Origin of the sequence: Microbacterium sp. Root553, assembly GCF_001426995.1 — a bacterium.
Classification (GTDB): Bacteria; Actinomycetota; Actinomycetes; order Actinomycetales; family Microbacteriaceae; genus Microbacterium.
Window position 1 is genome coordinate 62,708 of the sequence record NZ_LMFY01000002.1, and the last position, 20,796, is coordinate 83,503.

21 protein-coding genes are annotated in these 20,796 nt (G+C 69.7%); 17 read left to right on the forward strand and 4 right to left on the reverse strand.

Annotated elements, in window-relative coordinates; all coding sequences use genetic code 11:
* Nucleotides 1-50: 50 nt before the first annotated feature.
* A complete protein-coding gene (locus tag ASD43_RS14360) occupies nt 51-1,160 on the forward strand; it encodes a PQQ-dependent sugar dehydrogenase (protein ID WP_082539479.1) in 1,110 nt (369 codons plus the stop codon).
* Between the two features lie 36 nt (nt 1,161-1,196).
* On the opposite strand, the gene ASD43_RS14365 is transcribed toward ASD43_RS14360, so the two are convergent.
* The gene (locus ASD43_RS14365) at nt 1,197-2,177 is read right to left on the reverse strand and encodes an oxidoreductase (RefSeq protein WP_056419888.1); all 981 of its coding nucleotides are present in this window, start codon (nt 2,175-2,177) and stop codon (nt 1,197-1,199) included.
* Nucleotides 2,178-2,384: 207 nt separating this feature from the next.
* Between ASD43_RS14365 and ASD43_RS14370 the strand changes: the two genes are divergently transcribed.
* From ASD43_RS14370 to ASD43_RS14380, 3 genes are read left to right on the forward strand one after another with little or no spacing between them, the layout of a single operon-like run.
* A complete protein-coding gene (locus ASD43_RS14370) occupies nt 2,385-2,753 on the forward strand; it encodes a PLD nuclease N-terminal domain-containing protein (protein WP_056419891.1) in 369 nt (122 codons plus the stop codon).
* A 14-nt stretch (nt 2,754-2,767) separates the two neighbouring features.
* Nucleotides 2,768-4,441: a 2-succinyl-5-enolpyruvyl-6-hydroxy-3-cyclohexene-1-carboxylic-acid synthase gene (gene menD, locus ASD43_RS14375; protein WP_056419899.1), complete on the forward strand. Its 1,674-nt coding sequence runs from the start codon at nt 2,768-2,770 to the stop codon at nt 4,439-4,441.
* 41 nt (nt 4,442-4,482) lie between these two features.
* Nucleotides 4,483-5,325, forward strand: coding sequence for a polyphosphate kinase 2 family protein (locus tag ASD43_RS14380; RefSeq protein ID WP_056419900.1), 843 nt, complete (start codon nt 4,483-4,485; stop codon nt 5,323-5,325).
* Between the two features lie 25 nt (nt 5,326-5,350).
* Here ASD43_RS14380 and ASD43_RS14385 read toward each other — a convergent pair whose 3' ends face one another.
* Nucleotides 5,351-6,607, reverse strand: a complete 1,257-nt coding sequence (locus ASD43_RS14385) for an isochorismate synthase (RefSeq protein WP_056419903.1) — start codon at nt 6,605-6,607, stop codon at nt 5,351-5,353.
* A gap of 59 nt (nt 6,608-6,666) precedes the next feature.
* Here ASD43_RS14385 and ASD43_RS14390 point away from each other — a divergent pair, with 59 nt between their 5' ends.
* The 6 genes from ASD43_RS14390 (at nt 6,667) to ASD43_RS14415 (ending at nt 12,620) form a co-directional block, all read left to right on the forward strand.
* The gene (locus ASD43_RS14390; protein WP_056419906.1) at nt 6,667-7,230 is read left to right on the forward strand and encodes a hypothetical protein; all 564 of its coding nucleotides are present in this window, start codon (nt 6,667-6,669) and stop codon (nt 7,228-7,230) included.
* Between the two features lie 56 nt (nt 7,231-7,286).
* On the forward strand, nt 7,287-7,946 hold the full coding sequence (locus ASD43_RS14395) for a ubiquinone/menaquinone biosynthesis methyltransferase (protein WP_082539492.1): 660 nt from the start codon (nt 7,287-7,289) through the stop codon (nt 7,944-7,946).
* A gap of 45 nt (nt 7,947-7,991) precedes the next feature.
* Nucleotides 7,992-9,053, forward strand: coding sequence for a polyprenyl synthetase family protein (locus tag ASD43_RS14400; protein ID WP_056419911.1), 1,062 nt, complete (start codon nt 7,992-7,994; stop codon nt 9,051-9,053).
* A 55-nt stretch (nt 9,054-9,108) separates the two neighbouring features.
* Complete coding sequence (locus ASD43_RS14405) at nt 9,109-10,482, forward strand: FAD-dependent oxidoreductase (protein WP_056419914.1); 1,374 nt, start codon at nt 9,109-9,111, stop codon at nt 10,480-10,482.
* 62 nt (nt 10,483-10,544) lie between these two features.
* On the forward strand, nt 10,545-11,585 hold the full coding sequence (locus ASD43_RS14410; RefSeq protein ID WP_056419917.1) for a hypothetical protein: 1,041 nt from the start codon (nt 10,545-10,547) through the stop codon (nt 11,583-11,585).
* A 27-nt stretch (nt 11,586-11,612) separates the two neighbouring features.
* Nucleotides 11,613-12,620: an alpha/beta hydrolase gene (locus ASD43_RS14415; protein WP_056419921.1), complete on the forward strand. Its 1,008-nt coding sequence runs from the start codon at nt 11,613-11,615 to the stop codon at nt 12,618-12,620.
* A gap of 66 nt (nt 12,621-12,686) precedes the next feature.
* On the opposite strand, the gene ASD43_RS14420 is transcribed toward ASD43_RS14415, so the two are convergent.
* Together ASD43_RS14420 and ASD43_RS14425 are read right to left on the reverse strand one after the other, a co-directional pair.
* Nucleotides 12,687-13,301 carry a GntR family transcriptional regulator gene (locus tag ASD43_RS14420; RefSeq protein WP_235564187.1) on the reverse strand — a complete coding sequence of 205 codons (615 nt, stop codon included), beginning with the start codon at nt 13,299-13,301 and terminating at the stop codon, nt 12,687-12,689.
* 314 nt (nt 13,302-13,615) lie between these two features.
* Nucleotides 13,616-14,104 (reverse strand): YajQ family cyclic di-GMP-binding protein, encoded by a 489-nt coding sequence (locus tag ASD43_RS14425; protein ID WP_056419924.1) that lies wholly within the window; start codon nt 14,102-14,104, stop codon nt 13,616-13,618.
* A gap of 188 nt (nt 14,105-14,292) precedes the next feature.
* Between ASD43_RS14425 and ASD43_RS14430 the strand changes: the two genes are divergently transcribed.
* The 7 genes from ASD43_RS14430 to ASD43_RS14455 all read left to right on the forward strand — a co-directional run bounded on the left by ASD43_RS14430 (nt 14,293) and on the right by ASD43_RS14455 (nt 20,721).
* The gene (locus ASD43_RS14430; RefSeq protein ID WP_056419927.1) at nt 14,293-15,501 is read left to right on the forward strand and encodes a sugar ABC transporter substrate-binding protein; all 1,209 of its coding nucleotides are present in this window, start codon (nt 14,293-14,295) and stop codon (nt 15,499-15,501) included.
* Between the two features lie 66 nt (nt 15,502-15,567).
* Nucleotides 15,568-17,172: an ABC transporter permease subunit gene (locus ASD43_RS14435; RefSeq protein ID WP_056419930.1), complete on the forward strand. Its 1,605-nt coding sequence runs from the start codon at nt 15,568-15,570 to the stop codon at nt 17,170-17,172.
* Nucleotide 17,173: 1 nt separating this feature from the next.
* Nucleotides 17,174-18,097 carry a sugar ABC transporter permease gene (locus ASD43_RS14440; RefSeq protein WP_056419933.1) on the forward strand — a complete coding sequence of 308 codons (924 nt, stop codon included), beginning with the start codon at nt 17,174-17,176 and terminating at the stop codon, nt 18,095-18,097.
* Between the two features lie 99 nt (nt 18,098-18,196).
* Nucleotides 18,197-18,349 (forward strand): hypothetical protein, encoded by a 153-nt coding sequence (locus ASD43_RS17430; RefSeq protein ID WP_200946619.1) that lies wholly within the window; start codon nt 18,197-18,199, stop codon nt 18,347-18,349.
* 132 nt (nt 18,350-18,481) lie between these two features.
* Nucleotides 18,482-19,513: a hypothetical protein gene (locus ASD43_RS14445; protein WP_056419936.1), complete on the forward strand. Its 1,032-nt coding sequence runs from the start codon at nt 18,482-18,484 to the stop codon at nt 19,511-19,513.
* Between the two features lie 8 nt (nt 19,514-19,521).
* The gene (locus tag ASD43_RS14450) at nt 19,522-20,013 is read left to right on the forward strand and encodes a hypothetical protein (protein WP_235564188.1); all 492 of its coding nucleotides are present in this window, start codon (nt 19,522-19,524) and stop codon (nt 20,011-20,013) included.
* Nucleotides 20,014-20,073: 60 nt separating this feature from the next.
* Nucleotides 20,074-20,721 (forward strand): hypothetical protein, encoded by a 648-nt coding sequence (locus ASD43_RS14455; RefSeq protein ID WP_056419939.1) that lies wholly within the window; start codon nt 20,074-20,076, stop codon nt 20,719-20,721.
* Nucleotides 20,722-20,796 lie beyond the last annotated feature (75 nt).

Below are 20,796 nucleotides of genomic sequence, written 5' to 3' on the forward strand. Positions count from 1 at the left end.
GCATCGGATCGGACCTGTCGCTCGCCGCCTCCACCGCCTTGAATGGAGCCATGCCCCTTTCCCTGCATCCGGTGGTCGGCCCGCCGCACCCGCACCCGCTCCCGCACTCGCCGACCGGCAGGCGGCGTCGCGGGGCGGCGCTCGCCGCCGCCTGCGTGTCGGTGTCGCTGCTTCTGACGGCCTGCACGGCGCCGTCGCAGACGGTCTCCGTGCCGGCCCCCGAGTCGTTCACCGAGGGGCTCGAGGCCCCCTGGTCGATCGCCTTCCACGGCGAGGTCGCGCTGGTGAGCGAGCGCGACAGCGGGCGGGTTCTCGAGATCGCCGACGACGGCACGGCGCGCGAGGTGGCCGTGATCGACGGCGTCTCGGCCCGGGGTGAGGGAGGTCTGCTGGGGCTGGCCGTGCGCGAGGACCAGCTCTTCACCTACATCACCGCGGCGGACGAGAACCGTGTCGAGCGGCGGGACATCCGCGGTGAGCCGGGTGACTTGTCCCTCGGGATGCCGACGACGGTGATCGACGGCATCCCCGCCGCGGGCAACCACAACGGCGGGCGCCTCGGATTCGGACCCGACGGGATGCTGTACATCACGACCGGGGATGCGGGAGATCGCGATGCGGCGCAGGATCTCGACGCGCTCGCGGGCAAGATCCTGCGGCTCACGCCCGAGGGCGGGGTTCCGGCCGACAACCCCTTCGAGGGCTCTCCCGTCTACAGCTACGGGCACCGCAATCCACAGGGCATCGCGTGGGATGCCGAGGGTGCGATGTACGCGAGCGAGTTCGGACAGGACACCTGGGACGAGCTGAACGTGATCGAGCCGGGGGGCAACTACGGCTGGCCCGAGGTCGAGGGGATCGCCGGAGACGACGACTACATCGACCCCGTGCAGCAGTGGGCTCCGGATTCGGCGAGTCCGAGCGGAATCGCCGTCACCGGTTCGGACATCGTCATCGCCAACCTGCGGAGCGAACGCCTGCGGGTCGTGCCGCTCGACGACCTGAGTCGCAGCACCGACCAGTACGTCGGCGAGTTCGGCCGCCTGCGCGACATCGTCGTCGGCGAGGGCGGCACGTTCTGGATGCTCACCAACAACACCGACGGCCGCGGGAATCCGGCGCAGGGCGACGACCGCATCCTCCGACTGGGCAGGGACTGAGCCGCCACGGCTGAGCCGCCACGGCGACCGGTGCTCTCAGGCGAACGCGTCGATGCCGGTCGCCGCCACCGACAGCGCCCACAGGCGCTCGGCGGCATCCGTGTCGATCGCCCACTCCTTCACCCCACCGGTGGTCATGTCCGTGTGATCCGCCGGGACGATGCCCTTGATCGCGCAGTCCTCGCAGTACGCGCCGCTGCGGGAGACGAGCTCCGCCGCGGTCGCCGCCCACAGACCGGTCGACGCCCCCTGGGCGGGGGTCTTGAACCGCGGGTTCGGTGCGCCGTCGGCGTCGATCCAGCCGCGCGAGAGCAGCTCCTCGCGGGGGACGTGCCGCTGCAGCTCGGTCATGATGCCGCCCGGATGCACGGAGAACGCGAGGATGCCGCGGTCGGCGCCCCGACGCGCCAGCCCCACCGCGAACAGGGCGTTCGCGGACTTCGACTGCCCGTAGGCGACCCAGGGGTCGTAGGGCGTCGTCTCGAAGTCGATGTCGTCGAAGCGCACCGGCGAGCGGTAGTGCCCTCCCGACGAATACGAGACGACCCGCGCGCCGTCCGTCAGCAGATCGGCCACACCGCCCACGAGGGCGAAATGACCCAGGTGGTTGGTGCCGAACTGCGACTCGAAGCCCTGAGCGGTGTGCTCGAAGGGAGTCGCCATGATCCCGGCCACGTCGAGCACCAGATCGATGGGCCGGCCGTCGCGACGGACCGACTCCGTGAACGCGGCGACCGAGTCGAGATCGCCCAGATCGGCCGCCCGCACCTCGGTCCCGACGAATCCGTCGAGGGCATGTCGAGCGACGTCGGGACGCCGCGCCGGGACGATCACATGCACCCCGGCGTCCGACAGGGCGCGCACCGTCTCGAGGCCGAGCCCGGAGTACCCGCCGCTGACGATCGCCGTGCGGCCGGAGAGGTCGACGCCGGCGATCACCTCGGCCGCGGTGGAGCGGTAGCCGAACTCGGAGTCGAGCGGCTGCTGGCGGGCGATCATGTCGAGAGGAGCTGTCATGAGATGACCGTACGCCTGTGCGCTCGCTGCGGGCTGTATGGTTCTCAGTCGTCGTCCGCCGACCCGTCACCCGCCGACCCGTCACCCGCCGACCCGTCGCCCGCCGAGCCGTCACCCGGACCGCGCGACCTCACGATCCGGCATCGGTCGGGGCGGGGACCGGGGCAGGGCCGAGCCGCCCCCCATATGCCCGCCTAGACTGGAGGGGTGGCGAGACTGTTGATCGTGGGCGGGTTCCTGGCAGCCATCTTCTGGGTGTACAGCATCGTCGACTGCGCCGTCCAGCCGCAGACACGGCACCGCGGTGTGAGCAAGGGCATCTGGATCGCCATCGTGGCCCTCGTCCCGGTGATCGGCGGCGTCCTGTGGTTCACGCTCGGCCGTCGCCGGGCGAACGACGACGGCGGTGCCATCCGCATCGTCGCTCCGGACGATGATCCCCAGTTCCTCCGCAGCATCAGCAAGAGCGAGCAGGATGCCCGCATCCGCCGTCTCGAGGAGGAGCTCGCGCGGCTCGACGACGAGACCGACGACGGCCCCGCACCGGACAGCACGGCGCCGGACGCCCGTCCGTGACCTCGCCTGCTGCCATGGAGTCTCCGGCCATGGACGCGGCCGCGTCCCTCGTCGCCGAGCTCATCGGGAACGGAGTGCGCGACCTCGTGCTCTCGCCCGGCTCCCGCTCGCAGGCGCTCGCGCTCGCCGCAGTGCGCGCCGCCGACGACGGACGGCTGCGTCTGCACGTGCGCATCGACGAGCGGGTGGCGGGATTCACGGCCCTCGGGCTCGCGCGCGAGACGGGTGTGCCCGCCGCCGTCCTGTGCACCTCGGGCACGGCCGTCGCGAACCTGCTGCCCGCGACCATGGAGGCGTTCCACTCGGGCGTGCCGCTGCTGCTGCTCACGGCCGACCGCCCGCCGGAGCTCCGGGGCGTCGGCGCGAATCAGGCGACCATCCAGCCGGGGATGTTCGCCGCCTGGGTGCGGGAGCAGATCGATGCCCCGGTGCCCGGCCGCGGCGACGGTGACGGCGACTGGTCGGGGCTCGCGGCGCACGCCGTCGAGATCGCGATGGGAGTGGATGCCGCGCATGGCCTCCCCGGCGTCGCCGGCCCCGTGCATCTGAACCTGCCCTCGCGCGAGCCGCTCTCCGGAGCGCATCCGACAGTCGAGATCACGGCGGGCGAGGCTCCGCGTCGTCCGCCGGCCGAACCGCTCGTCCTCGAGCGGGGTCCGCGCACCGTCGTCATCGCGGGTGCGGACGCGGGTCCGGATGCCGAGGAACTGGCGCACGCCGGATCCTGGCCGCTCATCGCCGAGATCGTCAGCGGCGCCCGCTTCGGCCGCCAGGTCGTGCACGGGTATCGCGCGCTGCTGAGTGACGCCGAGCTCGGCGGCCGCATCGAGCGCGCGGTCGTCTTCGGGCACCCGACGTTGAGTCGCGAGGTCGTGCGGATGCTGGGGCGGGCCGATATCGAGGTGATCGCCGTGCGCCGCGGCGGAGAAGCCCTCGACCTCAACGGGCGCACGACGGCGACGGCCGCCGTCGCGGTGGCTCCCGGTGGAGGGGATCGCGAGTGGCTGGGCGTCTGGCTCGCGGCATCCGCAGGGCGAGCCGTCGACCTCAGCGAGCGCGCGCCCGACCAGGAGGGACTCGCCTCGGCGGACCCCGGAGCGCGCCGTGAGGCGGTCGCCGCGGAGCTCGCCGCCGTGCGGCGTCCGCTCGATCGCGAGCTCCTCGTCGACGCGGTCTGGCGTGCGACCTGGCCGCACGACCGGCTGATGTTCGGATCGTCGCGGCTCGTGCGGGTCGCCGACGCGGTGCTGGGCGGCAAGAAGGTGCCCGTGCACGCCAACCGCGGTCTCGCCGGGATCGACGGCACCATCGCGACGGCGACGGGCATCGCGCTCGCCAGCCAGGCCGGCGGCGCCCCCGGAGTGACGCGCGTGCTTCTCGGAGACCTCGCCTTCCTGCACGACGCGGGTGCGCTGCTGCTGCCGCCCGATGAAGACGAACCGCGGCTGCAGGTGATCGTCGGCAATGACGGGGGAGGCACCATCTTCGACGGGCTGGAGGTCGCGGCGACGGCTGATCGGGCCGATCTCGACCGCGCCTTCTACACGCCCCACACCGTGCGTCTCGAGCACCTCGCCCTCGCCTACGGCTGGGAGTATCAGCGGATCACCACGCGCACGGCTCTCGATCAGGCGCTGACCACGCCTGCCGGTGGGCGGCAGCTGATCGAGGTTCCGCTCGCGCGCTGATCTCCCGCCACAGCCTGCGTCGGCGGTGGCAGGATGAACCCATGACAGCGCATGAGTGGGCGAAGGCACTGCAGGTCGGCGACGGGTTCCGTCTCGCGGACGTCGATCCGCGGAGCACCCCGGGGTATCGCGGCGGAAAGGCCGACGGCAAGCGGGACCTCGCGGCGGGGCTCGACGAGCTCAACATCCTGCAGGAGCGGCTCTTCGCCGAGAGTCGCGTGGGGGTGGCCGAAGACTCCGTGCTGCTGATCCTGCAGGCGATGGACTCCGCGGGCAAGGGCGGGATCGTGCGTCATGTCGTCGGCGGCGTCGACCCCCAGGGGGTGGCGCTCACGGCGTTCAAGGCGCCGACGCCCGAGGAGCTGCAGCACGACTTCCTCTGGCGCGTCTCGACGCGGCTGCCCGAGCCCGGGTTCATCGGCGTCTTCGACCGGTCGCACTACGAGGACGTCCTGATCGGCCGCGTCCGCTCGCTCGCTCCCGCCGCCGAGATCGACCGGCGCTACGACGCGATCAACGACTTCGAGGCCGAGGTCGCCGCCTCCGGGACCCGCATCGTCAAGGTGATGCTCCACATCTCGCCCGAGGAGCAGAAGGCTCGCCTGATGGAGCGACTGGAACGGCCGGACAAGCACTGGAAGTACAACCCCGGCGACGTCGACGAGCGGCTGCTGTGGGACGACTACATGGCCGCGTATCAGGTGGCGTTCGACCGCACGTCGACCGAGGTGGCGCCATGGCACGTCATCCCCGCCGACCACAAGTGGTTCGCCCGCCTCGCGGTGCAGGAGCTGCTTCTCGACGCCCTGCAGCGGATCGACCCGCAGTGGCCGGCCGCCGACTTCGACGTCGAGGCCGAGAAGAAGCGACTGACCGCCAGCTGAATCGTGAACGCGTCGGGGCGAAGACTCAGGCGAGGGCGTCGACCAGGGGCCGGAACTTGACCCGTGTCTCCAGCAGCTCGGACTCGGGGTCGGAGCCCGCGACTATCCCGGCACCCGCATAGGCGGTGACGTCGATGCGGCCGTCGCCGGGGGAGAACTGCGCACACCGCAGCGCGATCGCCCACTCGCCGTTGCCGGCGGCGTCGACCCAGCCGACCGGTCCGGCATAGCGCCCGCGGTCGAACGGCTCGAGCTCGCGGATCGCCGCGATCGCCGCGGGCGTCGGAGTGCCCGCGACCGCCGCGGTCGGATGCAGGGCGCCCACGAGGTCGAGCGACGAGCCGCCGTCGGCGAGCTCCCCCTCGACGTCGGTCGCCAGGTGGAACAGGTTCGGCAGCTTCAGCAGGAAGGGCTGCTCGCTCGCCGCGAGAGCCCGGGTGTGCGGGCGCAGCGACGCGAGCACGCTCTGCACGGCGTACTGATGCTCGTCGAGGTCCTTGGTGCTGGACGCCAGATGAGCGGATGCCACGGTGTCGGCGTCCGCATCGGCTCCGCGGCCGATGGTTCCGGCCAGCACCCGCGCCGTCACGGTTCGCTGCTGCACGGTGGCGAGGGTCTCGGGGCTCGCGCCGATCAGCCCGTCGACGGCGAAGGCCCACGTGTCGGGGTATCCGGTCGACAGCGCCCGCACGAGGCGCCGCAGATCGGAACCCGCCGGGATGCTGCCGGTGAGGTCGCGCGCGAGCACGACCTTGCTGAGCTCGCCGTCCGCGATGCGACCGAGCGCCTGCCGCACGGAGTCCTGATAGCCCTGCGGGCTCTGGGCGCCGGGACCCACGGTTCCCGCCCAGTGCGGGCCGTACTCCCGCGTCGCGGCGCCCTCTTCCGCAGCGTCGGCGGACGAGGAGCGGCGGATGCGGGTGAGCCAGGTGCGTCCGCTGTGACGCCCGATCACGAGCGACGGGACGATCAGCACGCTGTCGGCGGCGGAGTCCTCGTCGAACGTCAGCGCTCCGAACGCGACCGGTCCGGAGCCGGGGAGTCCGAGTTCGTCGTCGACCTCGGCATCCTGCGCGAGCTCCCGCCAGGCGTCGGCGATCGCAGCCGATCGCAGTGGCGCCGTGCCAGCCGGTACCCGGACGGTCTCGACGACCCCGGCGCCCACAGCGACGATCCCGTCTCCGCGGCGCAGCCACGCGAGGGGCCGCGCCGGGTCGGCGAAGGCCAGGAGATCCTCGACCGGATCGATCTCACGGGTCTCCACGACCAGCCTGCTGCTCACCCCTCCAGCTTAGTTCTTCGGTCAGGGGGAAGGTCGGGGGCGCGGCCTACGCTGAACGCATGAGCGATGTGCGACCCGCCCCCGGTGCCGAGATGATCTTCCAGTGGCGCAAGTGGGACGGCTCCCCGCACTGGCGGCACGAGTGCGTGTACCTCGGCGCCGACGAGTGGGGCGACTGGCTCGGTCAGCCGGTGGGATGGCGGAGTGCTCGTCCCGGTGCCTCGTTCGTGGCCGAGGGGCCGAACGTCACTCTCGTTCCGCGCCGAACCGACTTCGCCCTGACCGTGAATCGTGATCACCCGGAGGGGGTGCGCATCTACATCGATCTCGGATGGGACGTGCGCTGGACGGAGGATCCGCTGCTCGCCACCGGCATCGACATGGACCTCGATGTCGTGCGCGTCGAGGGGGAACGGGGCACCTGGGTCGACGATCGCGACGAATGGGCCGAGCACAGTGCGCAGTACGGGTACCCCGCCGAGGTCATGGCACGGCTCGAAGACCTCGCGCTCGACCTGGAGCAGCAGGTGCTCGCGCGCGTCGCGCCTTTCGACGATGCCACGGCAGATCGCTGGCTCGACCGCCTCGAGGCCCTCCCCCTCGCGCCTAGACTGGACTCGTGACCTCGAACGATGCAAACCGCGCCGATCTCGGCAAGGACCCCGCCCGCGTCAGCGGCATGTTCGACCAGGTCGCCGCGGGCTACGACCGCACGAACACCGCGATGACGGTCGGCAACGACGCGCTCTGGCGCGCGGCTGCGACGAGGGCCGTGGCACCGAAGCCGGGGGAGAAGATCCTCGACCTCGGGGCGGGCACCGCGTCGTCGTCGGCGTCGCTCGCCCGCAGCGGAGCGCAGGTGGTCGCGGCCGACTTCTCGCCGGGCATGCTCGCCGAGGGGCAGCGCCGTCACGGCAGCATCCGCAATCTCTCGTTCGTGCAGGCGGATGCCACGGACCTCCCGTTCGCCGATGCGGAGTTCGATGCGGTCACGATGTCGTACGCGCTGCGCAACGTGAACGACCCGAAGAAGGCGCTCCGCGAGCTCCTTCGCGTCACCAAGCCGGGCGGTCGTCTGGTGATCAACGAGTTCTCCACGCCACCGGGCTCGGTGTTCCGCGCCGCCTACCGCTTCTACAACTCACAGGTGCTGCCGCGCGTGGCCCGCGTCGCTGGCACGAACGGCGACGCCTACGACTACCTGAACGAGTCGATCCGCGACTGGCCCGATCAGAAGAGGCTCGCGGCGTGGATCCGCGAGGCCGGATGGTCCGAGGTCGAGTACCGCAACCTCTCGTTCGGGATCGTCGCGCTGCACCGGGCGGTCAAGCCCGCGTGAACACCGCGCGCGGACCCGCACCCCTGACGAAGGTAGGCTGAGATCGTGACTTCGAGCCGCGTTGCCCCGGGTTCGCGACTGGCGAGCCGTCTCGGCTTCAGCGACCGTGTCTTCATCGGCACGGCCGGCCGCCGTGTCGCGCAGGCGATCGAGGAGGGCCTCGAGCGGGTCGAGACCGGCCTCGCCGACGACGTGCGCGTCGCCGATCCGTTGGCCGATGCCGCCAGCCGCTACCTCTACGAGGCCGGCGGCAAGCGCATCCGGCCGGTGCTGACGCTGCTCGCCGCGCAGCTCGGCGACGGCAACATCGACGCCGTGATCGACGTGGCCAAGGCCCTCGAGATCACCCACCTCGGCTCGCTGTACCACGACGATGTGATGGACGGCGCCGACCGCCGCCGGGGCGTGCCCGCCGCGCAGACCGTGTGGGGCAACAACATCGCCATCCTCACCGGCGACATCCTGTTCTCCCGTGCGAGCCAGCTGATGTCGCGTCTCGGTGAGCGGGCGATCCGTCTGCAGGCCGACACCTTCGAGCGGCTCGTGCTCGGCCAGATGCATGAGACCCTCGGCGCTCAGCCCGGCGACGACCCGATCGAGTTCTACCTGCAGGTGCTCGCCGACAAGACAGGTTCCCTGATCGCGGCGGCGACGCAGGGCGGCGTCATCTTCTCCAACGCCCCCTCCGCGTACGAGGAGCCGCTGCGGGTCTACGGCGAGAAGATCGGCGTCGCGTTCCAGCTGCTCGACGACGTGATCGACCTGTCCGCCAAGCCCGAGGACACGGGCAAGGTGCCCGGCACCGATCTGCGTGCCGGCGTGCCGACGATGCCCTACCTGCTGCTGAAGGCCGAGACCGACGACGCGTCGATCGACCTGGCCGCCCGCATCGACGACGGCGTCGCGCGCATCGCCGACGGCGCAGATCCGTCGATCCTCGACGGACCTCTCGCCGAGCTGCGCGACCACGTCGGAACCGACAAGACTCGCGCGCTCGCGCACTCCTGGACGAAGGATGCGATCGCCGCGCTCACCGCGCTCCCGCGCGGCACGGTGCGCGAGGCGCTCACCCGTTTCGCAGAGACCCTCGTCGAACGCTCCAGCTGAGGCGTCGCGGCCACGGCCGCGCACTCCGGACGCGACGGCATACGAAAGGACCCTTATGACCAAGCTCAGACTGGCCATCGTCGGAGCGGGCCCCGCCGGCATCTACGCCGCCGACATCCTGCTGAAGGCCGAGCGCAAGTTCGACGTCTCCATCGACCTGTTCGAGCAGCTCCCCGCGCCCTACGGTCTCGTGCGGTACGGAGTGGCCCCCGATCACCCGCGCATCAAGGGCATCATCAACGCTCTGCGCGATGTGCTCGATCGCGGCGACATCCGGCTGTTCGGCAACGTCCGGTTCGGCGAGGACGTCACCATTGACGACCTGAAGAAGCACTACAACGCGGTCATCTTCGCCACCGGCGCGATCCGCGACACCGAACTCGACATCCCCGGCATCGACGCGGTCGCCTCCTACGGTGCCGCCGACTACGTCAGCTGGTTCGACGGCCACCCCGACGTCCCTCGCGAGTGGCCGCTCGATGCGGCATCCGTCGGAGTGCTGGGCAACGGCAACGTGGCACTCGACGTCGCCCGGATGCTGGCGAAGCACGCCGAGGACCTGCTGGTCACCGAGGTCCCCGAGAACGTGTACGAGGGGCTGAAGGCCAGCGAGGTCACCGACGTCCACGTGTTCGGGCGCCGCGGCCCCGCGCAGGTCAAGTTCACCCCACTCGAGCTTCGCGAGCTCGGCGAGCTGCGCGATGTCGACATGGTCGTCTACGACGAGGACTTCGACTACGACGAGGCCTCGAAGGACGCCGTCGCCAGCAACAAGCAGGTGATGGTCATCGATCGCGTCCTGCAGTCGTGGCGCAAGCGCGATTCGGTGAACAACGCCGGAGGCACCGCCTCGCGCCGACTGCACCTGCACTTCTGGGCGCGGCCCGTCGAGGTGCGCACGGACGATACCGGTCGCGTCGCCGCCCTCGTCTACGAGCGCACGCGTCCCGACGGTCAGGGGGGAGCGGTCGGCACCGGCGAGATGCGCGAGGTGCCGCTGCAGGCCCTGTACCGTGCGATCGGCTACTTCGGTTCGCCGCTGCCCGGGGTGCCTTTCGACAAGAAGCACGGCGTGATCCCGAACCGCGAGGGCCAGGTGCTCGCCAAGGATTCCAACCAGCAGATGACGGGCATCTACGCCACGGGCTGGATCAAGCGCGGCCCGGTGGGCCTGATCGGCCACACGAAGTCCGACGCGATGGAGACCGTGCGCCACATCATCAACGACCAGGGCTCCTGGTGGCATCCGGAGGACCCGTCCGAAGAGGCGATTCCTGCTCTTCTTCGGGAACGCGGCGTCAGGTGGACGGATCTCGACGGCTGGCACCGGCTCGACGAGCACGAGGTCGCCCTCGGCGCACCGCACGAGCGCGCCCGCGTCAAGGTCGTGCCGCGCGACGAGATGGTGCGCGTCTCCCGCGGCGAGTGACCGTCATCTGATCGTTGTCGGCACCTCGCGTGTCGGGGCGAGGGCGTCTTTAGGCTGGACGCATGCGACTGCGTTCCTTCCTCGTGCTCGGCACGGCCGCTCTGCTTCTGATCTCCGGATGCACGGCGGCGCCGACTCCGACGCCGCGGCCGTCGGGATCGCCGTCGGTATCGGAGACGACCACGCCCACCCCCGAGCCGATCGTCGAGCCGGAGGCCGCGTTCGACGTGACGTGCGACGACGTCGCCGCCGAGATGAGAGACCTCGTGGGGGAGCCGTCCAGCCCCGTCGAGCCCGCGCTGTCTGTGGTGTCGACGATGAGCTGGATCCCCGGGCCCGCCCAGTACATGTTCCAGCGTGCGGGCGGCATCGCGTGCTCTGCGGGCGCGACCGGCGAGCAGCACTGGGAGGTGGCGCTCGTGCCGGAGGCGGAGAGCGTGATCGCCGGAGCCACCGAGCGGGACGGGTACTTCGGGGAGAATGCCCGCTGCGAGGCTGGGATGTGCTTCTTCACGTTCCCCGAGGGCGAGGTGCTTCTCACCGCCTCGGTGCACGCCCCCGGTCTCGGCAACGCTGACGTCGAGCGCGTGGAGGAGGCGATGCGTCGTCTCGCAGCGTCTGCGTCCGCGAGCCTCCGTGAGGTCGAGTACATCCCCAGCGAGATCGTCGGGCTGCCGTGCGAGCGGTTCATCACCGAGCAGGAGGTGGCCGGCATCGTCGGTGAAGACGTCGGGCTCTTCACCGATTTCGGAGGGTGGGGGATCCCTGCCGAGGTCTACGAGTACGTGAACGGGTCTCGGATCTGCTACTACACCTCGGCGACAGGTGATCTGGGGTCGATATCGAGCCATCTCATGCTCACCGCGCTTCCGGCAGGCGCATGGGCGTTCGAGCGGCTCGACGGTGCAGCGGTCGATGTCGAGGGGGCGGATGCGGCCAAGGCCAGCGTCGGCGAGAACGGCGAGAACATCCTCGACGTAAGGGTGGGCGCCGACTGGCTCAGGTTCATGACCTACGACAACGGCTCGGGTGCGGCGGATCCGTCTCCTCTGGCGACGGCGGCCGTGCGCAACCTGACGGTCGGGCCCACGGCTCCGCAGTAGGCGTGGACGTTCGGCTAGCCTGGCGGCATGGCTGAGTGGAGACCGGACGTCCTCGGAGACGAGTTCGAGCAGCTCGCACTCGAACTCGGCGAGGACGACGAGGGGCCCGTCTCCGCGACCCTGGTGCGGAGTCTGCCTCCGGAGCAGAGCTGGTGGGATCAGGTCCGCGGGCACCGTCGACCGCTGGAGGACGTCGACGTGCTGTACATCCACGGCTGGTCCGACTACTTCTTCCAGAAGCGTCTCGCGCGGTTCTGGACCACGCGCGGGGCGCGCTTCTTCGCGCTCGATCTGCGCAAGTACGGACGCAGCCTGCGCGACGGTCAGACGCCGGGCTACATCGCCGACCTCGCCACGTACGACGAGGACATCGGGGCCGCACTGGCGGCGATGGGGCGAGGGGCCGACGGGGCCGCCTCCTCGCGACGGCTGGTGCTCTTCGGACACTCCACCGGTGGCCTGGTCCTCAGCCTCTGGGCGTCACGGCATCCTGCCACCGTTGACGCCGTCATCCTGAACAGCCCGTGGCTCGAGTTCCAGGTCGCCTCGGTGCGCCCGCTGATCGCGACGGTGGCGGAGCTCCAGGCTCGCTGGGCCCCGAGGGAGGTCGCGCCGCAGGTCGATCTGGGTTTCTACACGCGCGCGCAGCAGGAGGTCGCCGACCCCGATGACCCGGTCGAGGTCAACCCGCTGTGGCGTCCGGCGCAGTCCATGGCCGTCCATGCCGGATGGTTCCATGCGATCCTGACCGGGCACGCCGCAGTGGCGGCGGGGTTGACGATCGACGCCCCCGTCTGCGTCCTGCTGTCGTCGCGGTCCGCGCGGCCCACCCGCTGGTCCGACGACCTCACCCGTGCGGATTCCGTGCTCGTCGTGGACGACATCGCGCGGGCTGCACTGAAGCTCGGACCGTCGGTCACCGTGGAGCGCATCGAGGGAGCGCTCCACGACGTCTTCCTCTCCCGTCATGAGGCGAGAGAAGAGTCGTACGCTCGCCTCGGCCGGTGGGTCGGCGGCTGGTCGTCGGCTCACTGAGCTCCGCCGGCCAGCCGACCCGCCAGCCCGCCGGCTCACCGGCCCACGGTCACACGGTGGATGTATTCAGACGTAGTGCATCTGCCTGGCGAACTGCTCTGCGGCGTCGGCATCCGCGCGCAGCACCGCCTCGCGGAAGTCCCGGTACACCTGCACCATGCGCTCGCGATCGTCCTCGGGCACGATCCAGCCGCGGAGGTTGCGGAACAGTGCCATGCTCGCGGCGTTGGTCATCGTCTGGTGCTGCAGGTTGCGGCTGTGCTCGGTGAGGAAGGAGAAGACCGCCCACCGCGTCCGCGAGATCTCCTCGCCGTCATCCAGGGCGGTGTGCATCTCCCCGATCAGGTCCGCGAGATGCTCGCGGTCCGGACGGCTCATCCGGGCGACCCCCATACGCGCCCCCGCGCCGGCCAGATACCCGGCGAACTCGAGGGTCTGCTGCACCGTCTCGGGCGTCACCTCGGTGACCTCGGTGTACCTGCTCGGGTACATGATCACGAGGCCGAGACGCTCGAGTCGCTGCAGTGCCTCTCGCACCGGTGTCCGCGACACGTGCAGTTCCGCGGCCACCTCGATATCGCGGATGCGGTGCCCCGGCTGCAGCACCCCCTCGATGATCTGCGCCCCGATGTGCTGGAAGACCTCCTCCGCCAGCAGCTGTTTGCTCCCTCGAGTACTCATCATCGAACTGTTGCTGGTCATGGATCGCCCCCAGTTGCTTCCCAGATCCGGGCCCCCATGATGTGCCCGGACGGCAACTACATCATGAAGTCGAGCGCGATGCCAACAATCCACAGGGTGATTTTCATCACCCTGATCATGCGCCGCGATGCCGCTCCCTGACTGGGATCTCCGGGTCGCGGACCATGGTCGTCGGGCGCGTCGGCACCCGCCGACCGCCGTCGGCCGAGACTATATATCGGAATGGGATGGCGACCGCGCGAACGATGAAGGGGACGGATGCGTGCGCATCCGCCCCCTTCGCCGTTCGATGACTACCGGTAGTTGATGAACTGCAGATCGAGGTCGAGATCGGCGCCCTTGAGGAGCGCGATCACGGACTGCAGGTCGTCGCGACTCTTGGACTGCACGCGCAGCTCGTCGCCCTGGATCTGGCTCTTCACGCCCTTGGGGCACTCGTCGCGGATCAGCTTGTTGATCTTCTTCGCGTTCTCCGACGAGATGCCGTCCTTGAGCGTCGAGACGATGCGGAACTCCTTGCCGCTCGCGAACGCCTCACCCGACTCGAGGCTCTTGAGCGAGATGCCGCGCTTGATGAGCTTGCTCTGGAACACGTCGAGCACGGCCTTCGCACGCTCCTCCGTGCCGGCGATGATGAGGATCTGCTCGCCACTCCAGGCGATGGATGCGCCGGTGCCCTTGAAGTCGTAGCGCTGCTCGATCTCCTTGCGGGCCTGGTTCAGGGCGTTCTCGGCCTCCTGGTGATCCACTTTCGAGACGATGTCAAAGGAACTGTCAGCCATACACAAAGTGTATCGATACCGCCGATTTCCCGCTCTCGTGGAAGCGTTTCCACGACGCCTCTTCTCCAGGCGCCCGGTCACGGCTTGATATCGACGTGCCTGAGCGTTGGGATTCCCGTCGATCTCGTTGCATACTGTAAGCGCTTGCAGTTCATGCAGGTCACCAGTACTCAGAGAGGCACACACCAATGAAGGTGAACAAGAGGGGCATCGTTGCCGCCGGGGTCATCGCGCTCGTTTCGACCCTTTCCCTTGCCGGATGCTCGACCGGGACCGACGGAGGCGACGCGTCCGACGGTGACTCCGGCGGAACGCTGACCGTCTGGGTCGACGCCGAGCGCGTCGACGCGCTGCAGAGCGCAGCGGACTCCTACGAGGAGAAGACCGGGGTCACGGTCGAGCTCGTCGGCAAGTCCGTCGACGACATGAAGGACGACTTCATCCAGCAGGTGCCGACCGGCAAGGGGCCCGATGTGGTCATGGGTGCCCACGACTGGCTCGGCGAGCTCTCGACCAACGGCGTCGTGGCGCCCCTCGAGCTCGGGGACTCGTCGGCCGACTACCTGCCCGTCGCCCTGCAGGCGGCGACGTACGACGGCACGGTCTACATGCTTCCCTACGCGGTCGAGAACATCGCCGTGCTGCGCAATGCCGACATGGTCCCCGCCGCGCCGACGAGCTTCGACGACATGGTCGCGAAGGGCGCCTTCGTCGTCGAGCAGGGCGCCGAGGGCAACCCGTACCACCTGTACCCGTTCCAGACGGCCTTCGGCGCTCCCGTCTTCGGCACCGACGACTCGGGCAGCTACGACTCCGCAGACCTGCAGCTCGGCAGCGCGGGCGGCACGGCCTTCGCCGAGTGGCTCGCCGCCCAGGGGGCAGCGGGCACTCTGAACACCGACATCGACGGCGAGATCGCCAAGCAGCAGTTCCTCGACGGCACCGCGGCCTTCTGGCTCACCGGTCCGTGGAACGTCGGCGCGGCCACCGACGCGGGAATCAACGTCGCCATCGACCCGATCCCGAGCCCCACCGCCGAGACCGCCTCGCCGTTCGCCGGCGTGAAGGGCTTCTTCGTCAGCTCCGAGTCCACGAACAAGGTCGCCGCGAACGACTTCCTCGTCAACTACCTCGGCACCGAAGAGGTCCAGCTCGAGCTGTTCGAGGCCGGCAACGTTCTGCCCGCTCTGACGGCGGCCGCCGACTCCGCGGCATCCGATCCGATCATCGCCGGCTTCCAGGCCGTCGGTGCAGACGCGGTCCCCATGCCCGCCATCCCCGCGATGGGATCGGTCTGGGAGTTCTGGGGCGTCGCAGAGGCGGCGATCATCAACGGCTCCGACCCGGCGTCGACCTGGCAGAAGCTGGTCGACGACGTCACCGCGGCCACCGAGTAAGACACCCAGCACCATCCCTGCCGGGGCGGACACCGTCCGCCCCGGCAGCTCGACGACGGGGACGAGATGACAGAACTCGCTGAGCCCACGGCTCCCTTGAACAAGCGCCAGCGCCAGGCCGCGAAGATCGCCGACGCGGCGTCCGGTCACATCGGCTGGATGCTGGTGAAGATCCTGCTGCTGGCGGTCGTCGACGCGATCGCGCTCTACGCGGCGTTCGTGCTCTTCGGCCAGCAGGAGTGGCTGGTGCTCGGCCTCGTCGTCGCCGTCACCGTCCTCGTCAACCACATCTACTTCTCCCGCAAGCGGGTACCGGCGAAGTACCTGACGCCGGGCATCATCTTCCTGGTGATCTTCCAGGTGTTCACCCTGCTCTACACGGGGTACATCGGCTTCACGAACTACGGCACGGGACACAACGGCACGAAGGATCAGGCGATCTCGTCGCTGCTGGCCTCCGCACAGGAGCGGGTCGAGGACTCCGCCACGTACCCGGTCACCGTGGTCGAGCAGTTCGGCACCTACGGCCTCCTCGTCACCGATCCCGACTCCGGCGACGCTCTGCTCGGTACCTCCGAGCAGCCGTTGGAAGAGGTCGACGCGGACTTCCAGGGTGGTCAGGCCGTCGCGGTCGACGGGTGGAACACCCTTCCCCTCGCCAAGGTCTTCACTCTCTCCGCCGAGCTCGAGAAGCTGTCGGTGCCGTTCAGCGACGACCCTAACGACGGCAGTCTCCGCGCTCCCGACGGCCAGAAGGGCTACCTGTACGTCTCGACGCTCGAGTACGAGGCGGACGCCGACACCATCACCGACACGACGACAGGCGCGGTCTACACCGACACCGGCGAGGGCGCCTTCACCGCCGAGGACGGCGAGGCGCTCCTGCCCGGGTGGCAGACGACGGTCGGCGTCGACAACTTCGTGCGGGCGGTCACCGACGACTCCATCCGCGGACCGCTCATCTCGGTGACGATCTGGACCTTCGTGTTCGCCCTGCTCTCGGTCGCGACCACGTTCTTCCTCGGGCTGTTGCTCGCCCTGGTCTTCAACAACACGCGGATGCGGTTCCGCAACGGCTATCGGATCATCCTGATCCTCCCGTATGCGTTCCCCGCGTTCCTCTCGGCGCTCGTCTGGGCCGGCATGATGAACGAGAGCTTCGGGTTCATCAACCAGGTCATCTTCGGGGGAGCGGAGATCCCCTGGCTCACCGATCCGACCCTCGCGAAGGTCTCCGTGCTCCTCGTGAACCTCTGGCTCGGCTTCCCCTACATGTTCCTCGTCTGCATGGGGGCGCTGCAGGGGATCCCCGAGGATGTGAACGAGGCGGCGGTGATGGACGGCGCGAACCCGTGGCAGGTCTTCCGTCGCATCAAGCTGCCGCTGCTGCTCGTGACCGTCGCCCCGCTGCTGATCTCGTCGTTCGCGTTCAACTTCAACAACTTCAACCTGATCTACATGCTCACCAAGGGCGGACCGCGCTTCGATGATGTGAGCATCCCCGTCGGGCACACCGACATCCTGATCTCGATGGTCTACAAGGTGGCCTTCACCGGTCAGTCGCGTGATTACGGACTCGCCTCCGCCTTCACGATCCTGATCTTCATCGTGGTCGCGACGATCTCGATCGTCAGCTTCCGCAAGACCAAGGCCCTCGAGGAGCTGAACTGACATGAGCACCACGGACACGCGCACCGGCGCACCCGTCACGGTCGAGCGGAACCTCGGCCCCCGTCGTCGTTCGCTCGGCGCCTGGTTCGCCGACACCGGATGGCGTCACGTCGTCGCGATCATCATCAGCGCGTTCGCACTGTTCCCGCTGCTCTATGTGGTGTCGGCGTCGCTGAACCCGCGCGGAACGCTGACCGGATCGAACCAGCTGTTCTCGGCGATCGGCATCGACAGCTACGTGCGCATCCTCAGCGACCCGCAGAATCCGTACGGCCTGTGGTTCCTGAACACCCTGGTCATCGCCGTCGTCACAGGAGCGGTGACCGTCTTCATCGGTGCACTCGCGGCATATGCCTTCTCGCGCATGCGGTTCGCGGGCCGTCGCATCGGACTCGTCACGATCGTGGTCGTGCAGATGTTCCCGCAGCTGCTCGCGGTGGTCGCGATCTTCCTGCTCATGTCGACTCTGGGCGACTGGTTCCCGGCCATCGGCCTCAACACCCACACCGGTCTGATCCTCGTCTACCTCGGCGGCGCGCTCGGCGTGAACACCTACCTCATGTACGGCTTCTTCAACACGCTGCCCATGGAGCTCGACGAGGCTGCCCGCATCGACGGCGCAGGTCACGCGCGCATCTTCTTCACGATCATCCTGCCCCTGGTGGCGCCGATCCTCGCCGTCGTCGCGCTGCTGTCGTTCATCGGCACGGTCAACGAGTACGTGATCGCCAGCGTCATGCTCGTCGACGTCGACCAGCAGACCCTGGTGGTCGGACTCACCAAGCTCGTCGCCAACCCGCGGTACGCGGACTGGTCGGCGTTCTCGGCGGGCGCCGTGATGGCGGCGATCCCGGTCATGATCCTGTTCCTCTTCCTGCAGCGGTACATCGTCGGCGGGCTCACGGCGGGCGCGACCAAGGGCTGAGCCCTCACCGGATCCACGGTGCGGGCACAGGCCGGTCTCGTCGGATCCTCGTCGGCGTTGCGTCGTCGTGGGTGACGCCCGCGGTCGTACCGTGAGCACATGGCACGAGTCTCGGGACGCAACTTGGTGATCAGCTGGATCGCCGCGGTGCTGTGCACGGGCGTGATCGCCGCGCTCGTCTGGTTCGCGATCCCCCTCGTGCCGGCCATCGCCACCTTCGTCGGGGACACGCTGCGCGCCACCAACCCCTGATCACGATCGTCGGACCCGCCGGAAGGAGCAGCGCCGCACCCCGGCTCTGCGACACGTCGGCACGCCTCCGTCGGCGGGCGCGCGGGCGGCGGTAATCTCGCACTGCACACATCCGATGAGAGGCGCACCCCCATGAGTGACCCCGAGGTTCCCCAGCCCGAGCGGCCGAAGGACGTCGATGACGTCGTCGACAGCGCGAACGAGGGACTCGATGCCGCCGCCGCGGCCGGTGCGGGAGTCCCCGGTGCGTCCGCGGACGAGTCGCGGGTGCGTCCTGCCGTCGATCCCGACGTCGCCGCCTTCGAGGCAGCGGAGAACGACCACCCCGGCACCTTCTCGACCCCCGAGCTCAACGATCCGCGGTACCTGGATCCCGAGCCCGACGTGAAGACGGACGCATCGACCGCCGACGACGCCGCGGCGTACGTGCCGCCCGTGGCCCCGGAGCGCTCCTCGCTCGCGGGTGACGCGTACTCGTCGAACAGCGACACCGCGACGCGCGTCGTGCCGGCCGAGCCGTCGCCCTCCGACCGCCTGCGGTCCGAGAGCGCCGCCGCAGAGACGGCGGTCGTCGAGCCCGCGGTCGTCCCCGTGCAGCAGCAGCCGATCTTCGTCCAGGCCCCTGAGGCGCCGCGCGAGCGCGGCAACCGCGGAACGGCGGGCGCGATCGGCCTGCTCGCGACCGTGGCGTTCGCCGTGCTGTACCTCGCCGCGACCCTCGGCCTCGGTGCGGTCGCCGGCGACGTCACCGCCGCCAACATCGGAGACGCCGCCCTCGCGCCCCTGACCACCTGGGGCTTCTGGGTGCCCGTCGTCGTGTTCTTCCTCGGATTCTGGCTGCTCGGCGCGTTCATCAACCGTGGGCGCTGGGGGCTGTGGGTCGTCTTCGGCATCATCGTCGGCGTGATCGCCTACGGCGGTCACATCCTCGGCGCTCTTCTCGGTGCGCCGTTCTGGCAGCTCACCGCCACCGAGGGCAACGAGCTGGTGTCGTCGCAGCTCTTCCACCCGCTCGCGATCGCGGCGTTCGTCTTCGGCCGCGAGCTGACGATCTGGTTCGGCGCGTGGGTGGCCCGCAGCGGCGCACGCAAGACCGAGCTCAACGCCGAGGCGCAGCGCGAGTACGAGCGCACGCTCGAAGCCGGCCCGACGCTCTCGCGATAGTCGCGCGCATGTCATCGCCGAACCCCCGTGGACCCGAGTCCGCGGGGGTTTCGGTCGTCTTGGCGCTGGCGCTCGCGACGATCGGCTTCTTCGCGCTGGCCGTGTTCGGCCTCGGCGCGGTCAGCATCGTGACCGACCGCGACATCATCGCGGTCCCCGGACTCGGCCAGGTGCCCGGCGTCGTCGGCATGATCGTCGCGCTGCTGGTCTTCGCGATGTCGCTGCGCGGGGCGCTGCGCAGGACGCGACCGTCGTTCGTGTCCGCTCCCGCCGTCGCGCTCGCGACCGCGCTCGCGCATCTGGCGGCGGTGTGGGCCGGGGTGGCCGTCGCGGGCGGAGACCTGATCGTGGCGACGGTGGTCGCCGGCGACCTCGTGCGCGGAGGTGCGAGTGCGGTGCTTCTTCTGGCCGCCGCCATCGCCGCGTGGAGCGGCGTCGCCCTCCGGCGCACCCGGGCGGAGCGCCCTCGATGGCCTTGGGAGCGCGACGACGAGGAGTGACGCCCCGCCGTCGGGGTGTGAATCGGCGCATGCGGGCCGTGTGCGCCGTACGCTCTAGGTGTGGAGCGCTCGTTGGAGACGCAGGTAGACCAGGCCGTCGAGGCCTGGATCCGCTGGGTGCCGCGCTGGGAGCCGGCCACCCACCGTGGACGCGTCGCGCCCTGCCGGCGGTGTCTCGGATCCCCGATCCTCTCCGCCGCGGGGATCGGCTCGAACACGCCGCACGGCGTGCAGCACGGTCTGTCGACCCGGATCAAGACGATCGTCGATCACGCGGTCGCCGATTACACGTCGAGGAACCTGCCCATGCTGCAGCGCGAGCTCGACCAGCAGGCCGCCCGCAATCGCGCGCGCAGTTATCGACCCGCCGAGAACCTCGACCCGGAGTTCGACGGCCTCCCGCTCGACCCCGAGCCCATCGCCGGCGCTCCCTTCCTCTTCACCATCGCCGGCATGGCCGACGAGGCGATCGCCGACCTGCCGCCGCTTCCGCCGCTGAGCGATGAGGCGAAGGCGGCACTGCGGCAGGAGGTGTCGCTGGCCGACGAGTACGCCAACATGGTGGGGCGCGAGATCTGCCGCATCCTGCTGCGCCACCGCATCTACATCCAGGCAGCGATCTCGCAGCACGTCGAGCCGCAGATCGAGGCGCTCCTGGCGGAGCTCACCGAGTCGCTGGACTCGCCGTTCGACTCCGATCAGGCCTAGGCGCCGGGCAGCCGCGCTCCCGCGCGACACGGTGCGCGTCTGCGTATCAGCTGAGAGACGCGCCCACGACTGGCG

What these genes read in the sequence shown, in the direction of transcription:
- ASD43_RS14435 (WP_056419930.1), top strand. Translation starts at nt 15,568, where the DNA reads ATGACAGAACTCGCTGAGCCCACGGCTCCCTTGAACAAGCGCCAGCGC.
- ASD43_RS14425 (WP_056419924.1), bottom strand. Translation starts at nt 14,104, where the DNA reads ATGGCTGACAGTTCCTTTGACATCGTCTCGAAAGTGGATCACCAGGAG.
- ASD43_RS14415 (WP_056419921.1), top strand. Translation starts at nt 11,613, where the DNA reads ATGGCTGAGTGGAGACCGGACGTCCTCGGAGACGAGTTCGAGCAGCTC.
- ASD43_RS14440 (WP_056419933.1), top strand. Translation starts at nt 17,174, where the DNA reads ATGAGCACCACGGACACGCGCACCGGCGCACCCGTCACGGTCGAGCGG.
- ASD43_RS14405 (WP_056419914.1), top strand. Translation starts at nt 9,109, where the DNA reads ATGACCAAGCTCAGACTGGCCATCGTCGGAGCGGGCCCCGCCGGCATC.
- ASD43_RS14410 (WP_056419917.1), top strand. Translation starts at nt 10,545, where the DNA reads ATGCGACTGCGTTCCTTCCTCGTGCTCGGCACGGCCGCTCTGCTTCTG.
- ASD43_RS14395 (WP_082539492.1), top strand. Translation starts at nt 7,287, where the DNA reads ATGTTCGACCAGGTCGCCGCGGGCTACGACCGCACGAACACCGCGATG.
- ASD43_RS14430 (WP_056419927.1), top strand. Translation starts at nt 14,293, where the DNA reads ATGAAGGTGAACAAGAGGGGCATCGTTGCCGCCGGGGTCATCGCGCTC.
- ASD43_RS17430 (WP_200946619.1), top strand. Translation starts at nt 18,197, where the DNA reads ATGGCACGAGTCTCGGGACGCAACTTGGTGATCAGCTGGATCGCCGCG.
- ASD43_RS14445 (WP_056419936.1), top strand. Translation starts at nt 18,482, where the DNA reads ATGAGTGACCCCGAGGTTCCCCAGCCCGAGCGGCCGAAGGACGTCGAT.
- ASD43_RS14450 (WP_235564188.1), top strand. Translation starts at nt 19,522, where the DNA reads ATGTCATCGCCGAACCCCCGTGGACCCGAGTCCGCGGGGGTTTCGGTC.
- ASD43_RS14390 (WP_056419906.1), top strand. Translation starts at nt 6,667, where the DNA reads ATGAGCGATGTGCGACCCGCCCCCGGTGCCGAGATGATCTTCCAGTGG.
- ASD43_RS14365 (WP_056419888.1), bottom strand. Translation starts at nt 2,177, where the DNA reads ATGACAGCTCCTCTCGACATGATCGCCCGCCAGCAGCCGCTCGACTCC.
- ASD43_RS14360 (WP_082539479.1), top strand. Translation starts at nt 51, where the DNA reads ATGCCCCTTTCCCTGCATCCGGTGGTCGGCCCGCCGCACCCGCACCCG.
- ASD43_RS14380 (WP_056419900.1), top strand. Translation starts at nt 4,483, where the DNA reads ATGACAGCGCATGAGTGGGCGAAGGCACTGCAGGTCGGCGACGGGTTC.
- ASD43_RS14420 (WP_235564187.1), bottom strand. Translation starts at nt 13,301, where the DNA reads ATGAGTACTCGAGGGAGCAAACAGCTGCTGGCGGAGGAGGTCTTCCAG.
- menD (WP_056419899.1), top strand. Translation starts at nt 2,768, where the DNA reads ATGGAGTCTCCGGCCATGGACGCGGCCGCGTCCCTCGTCGCCGAGCTC.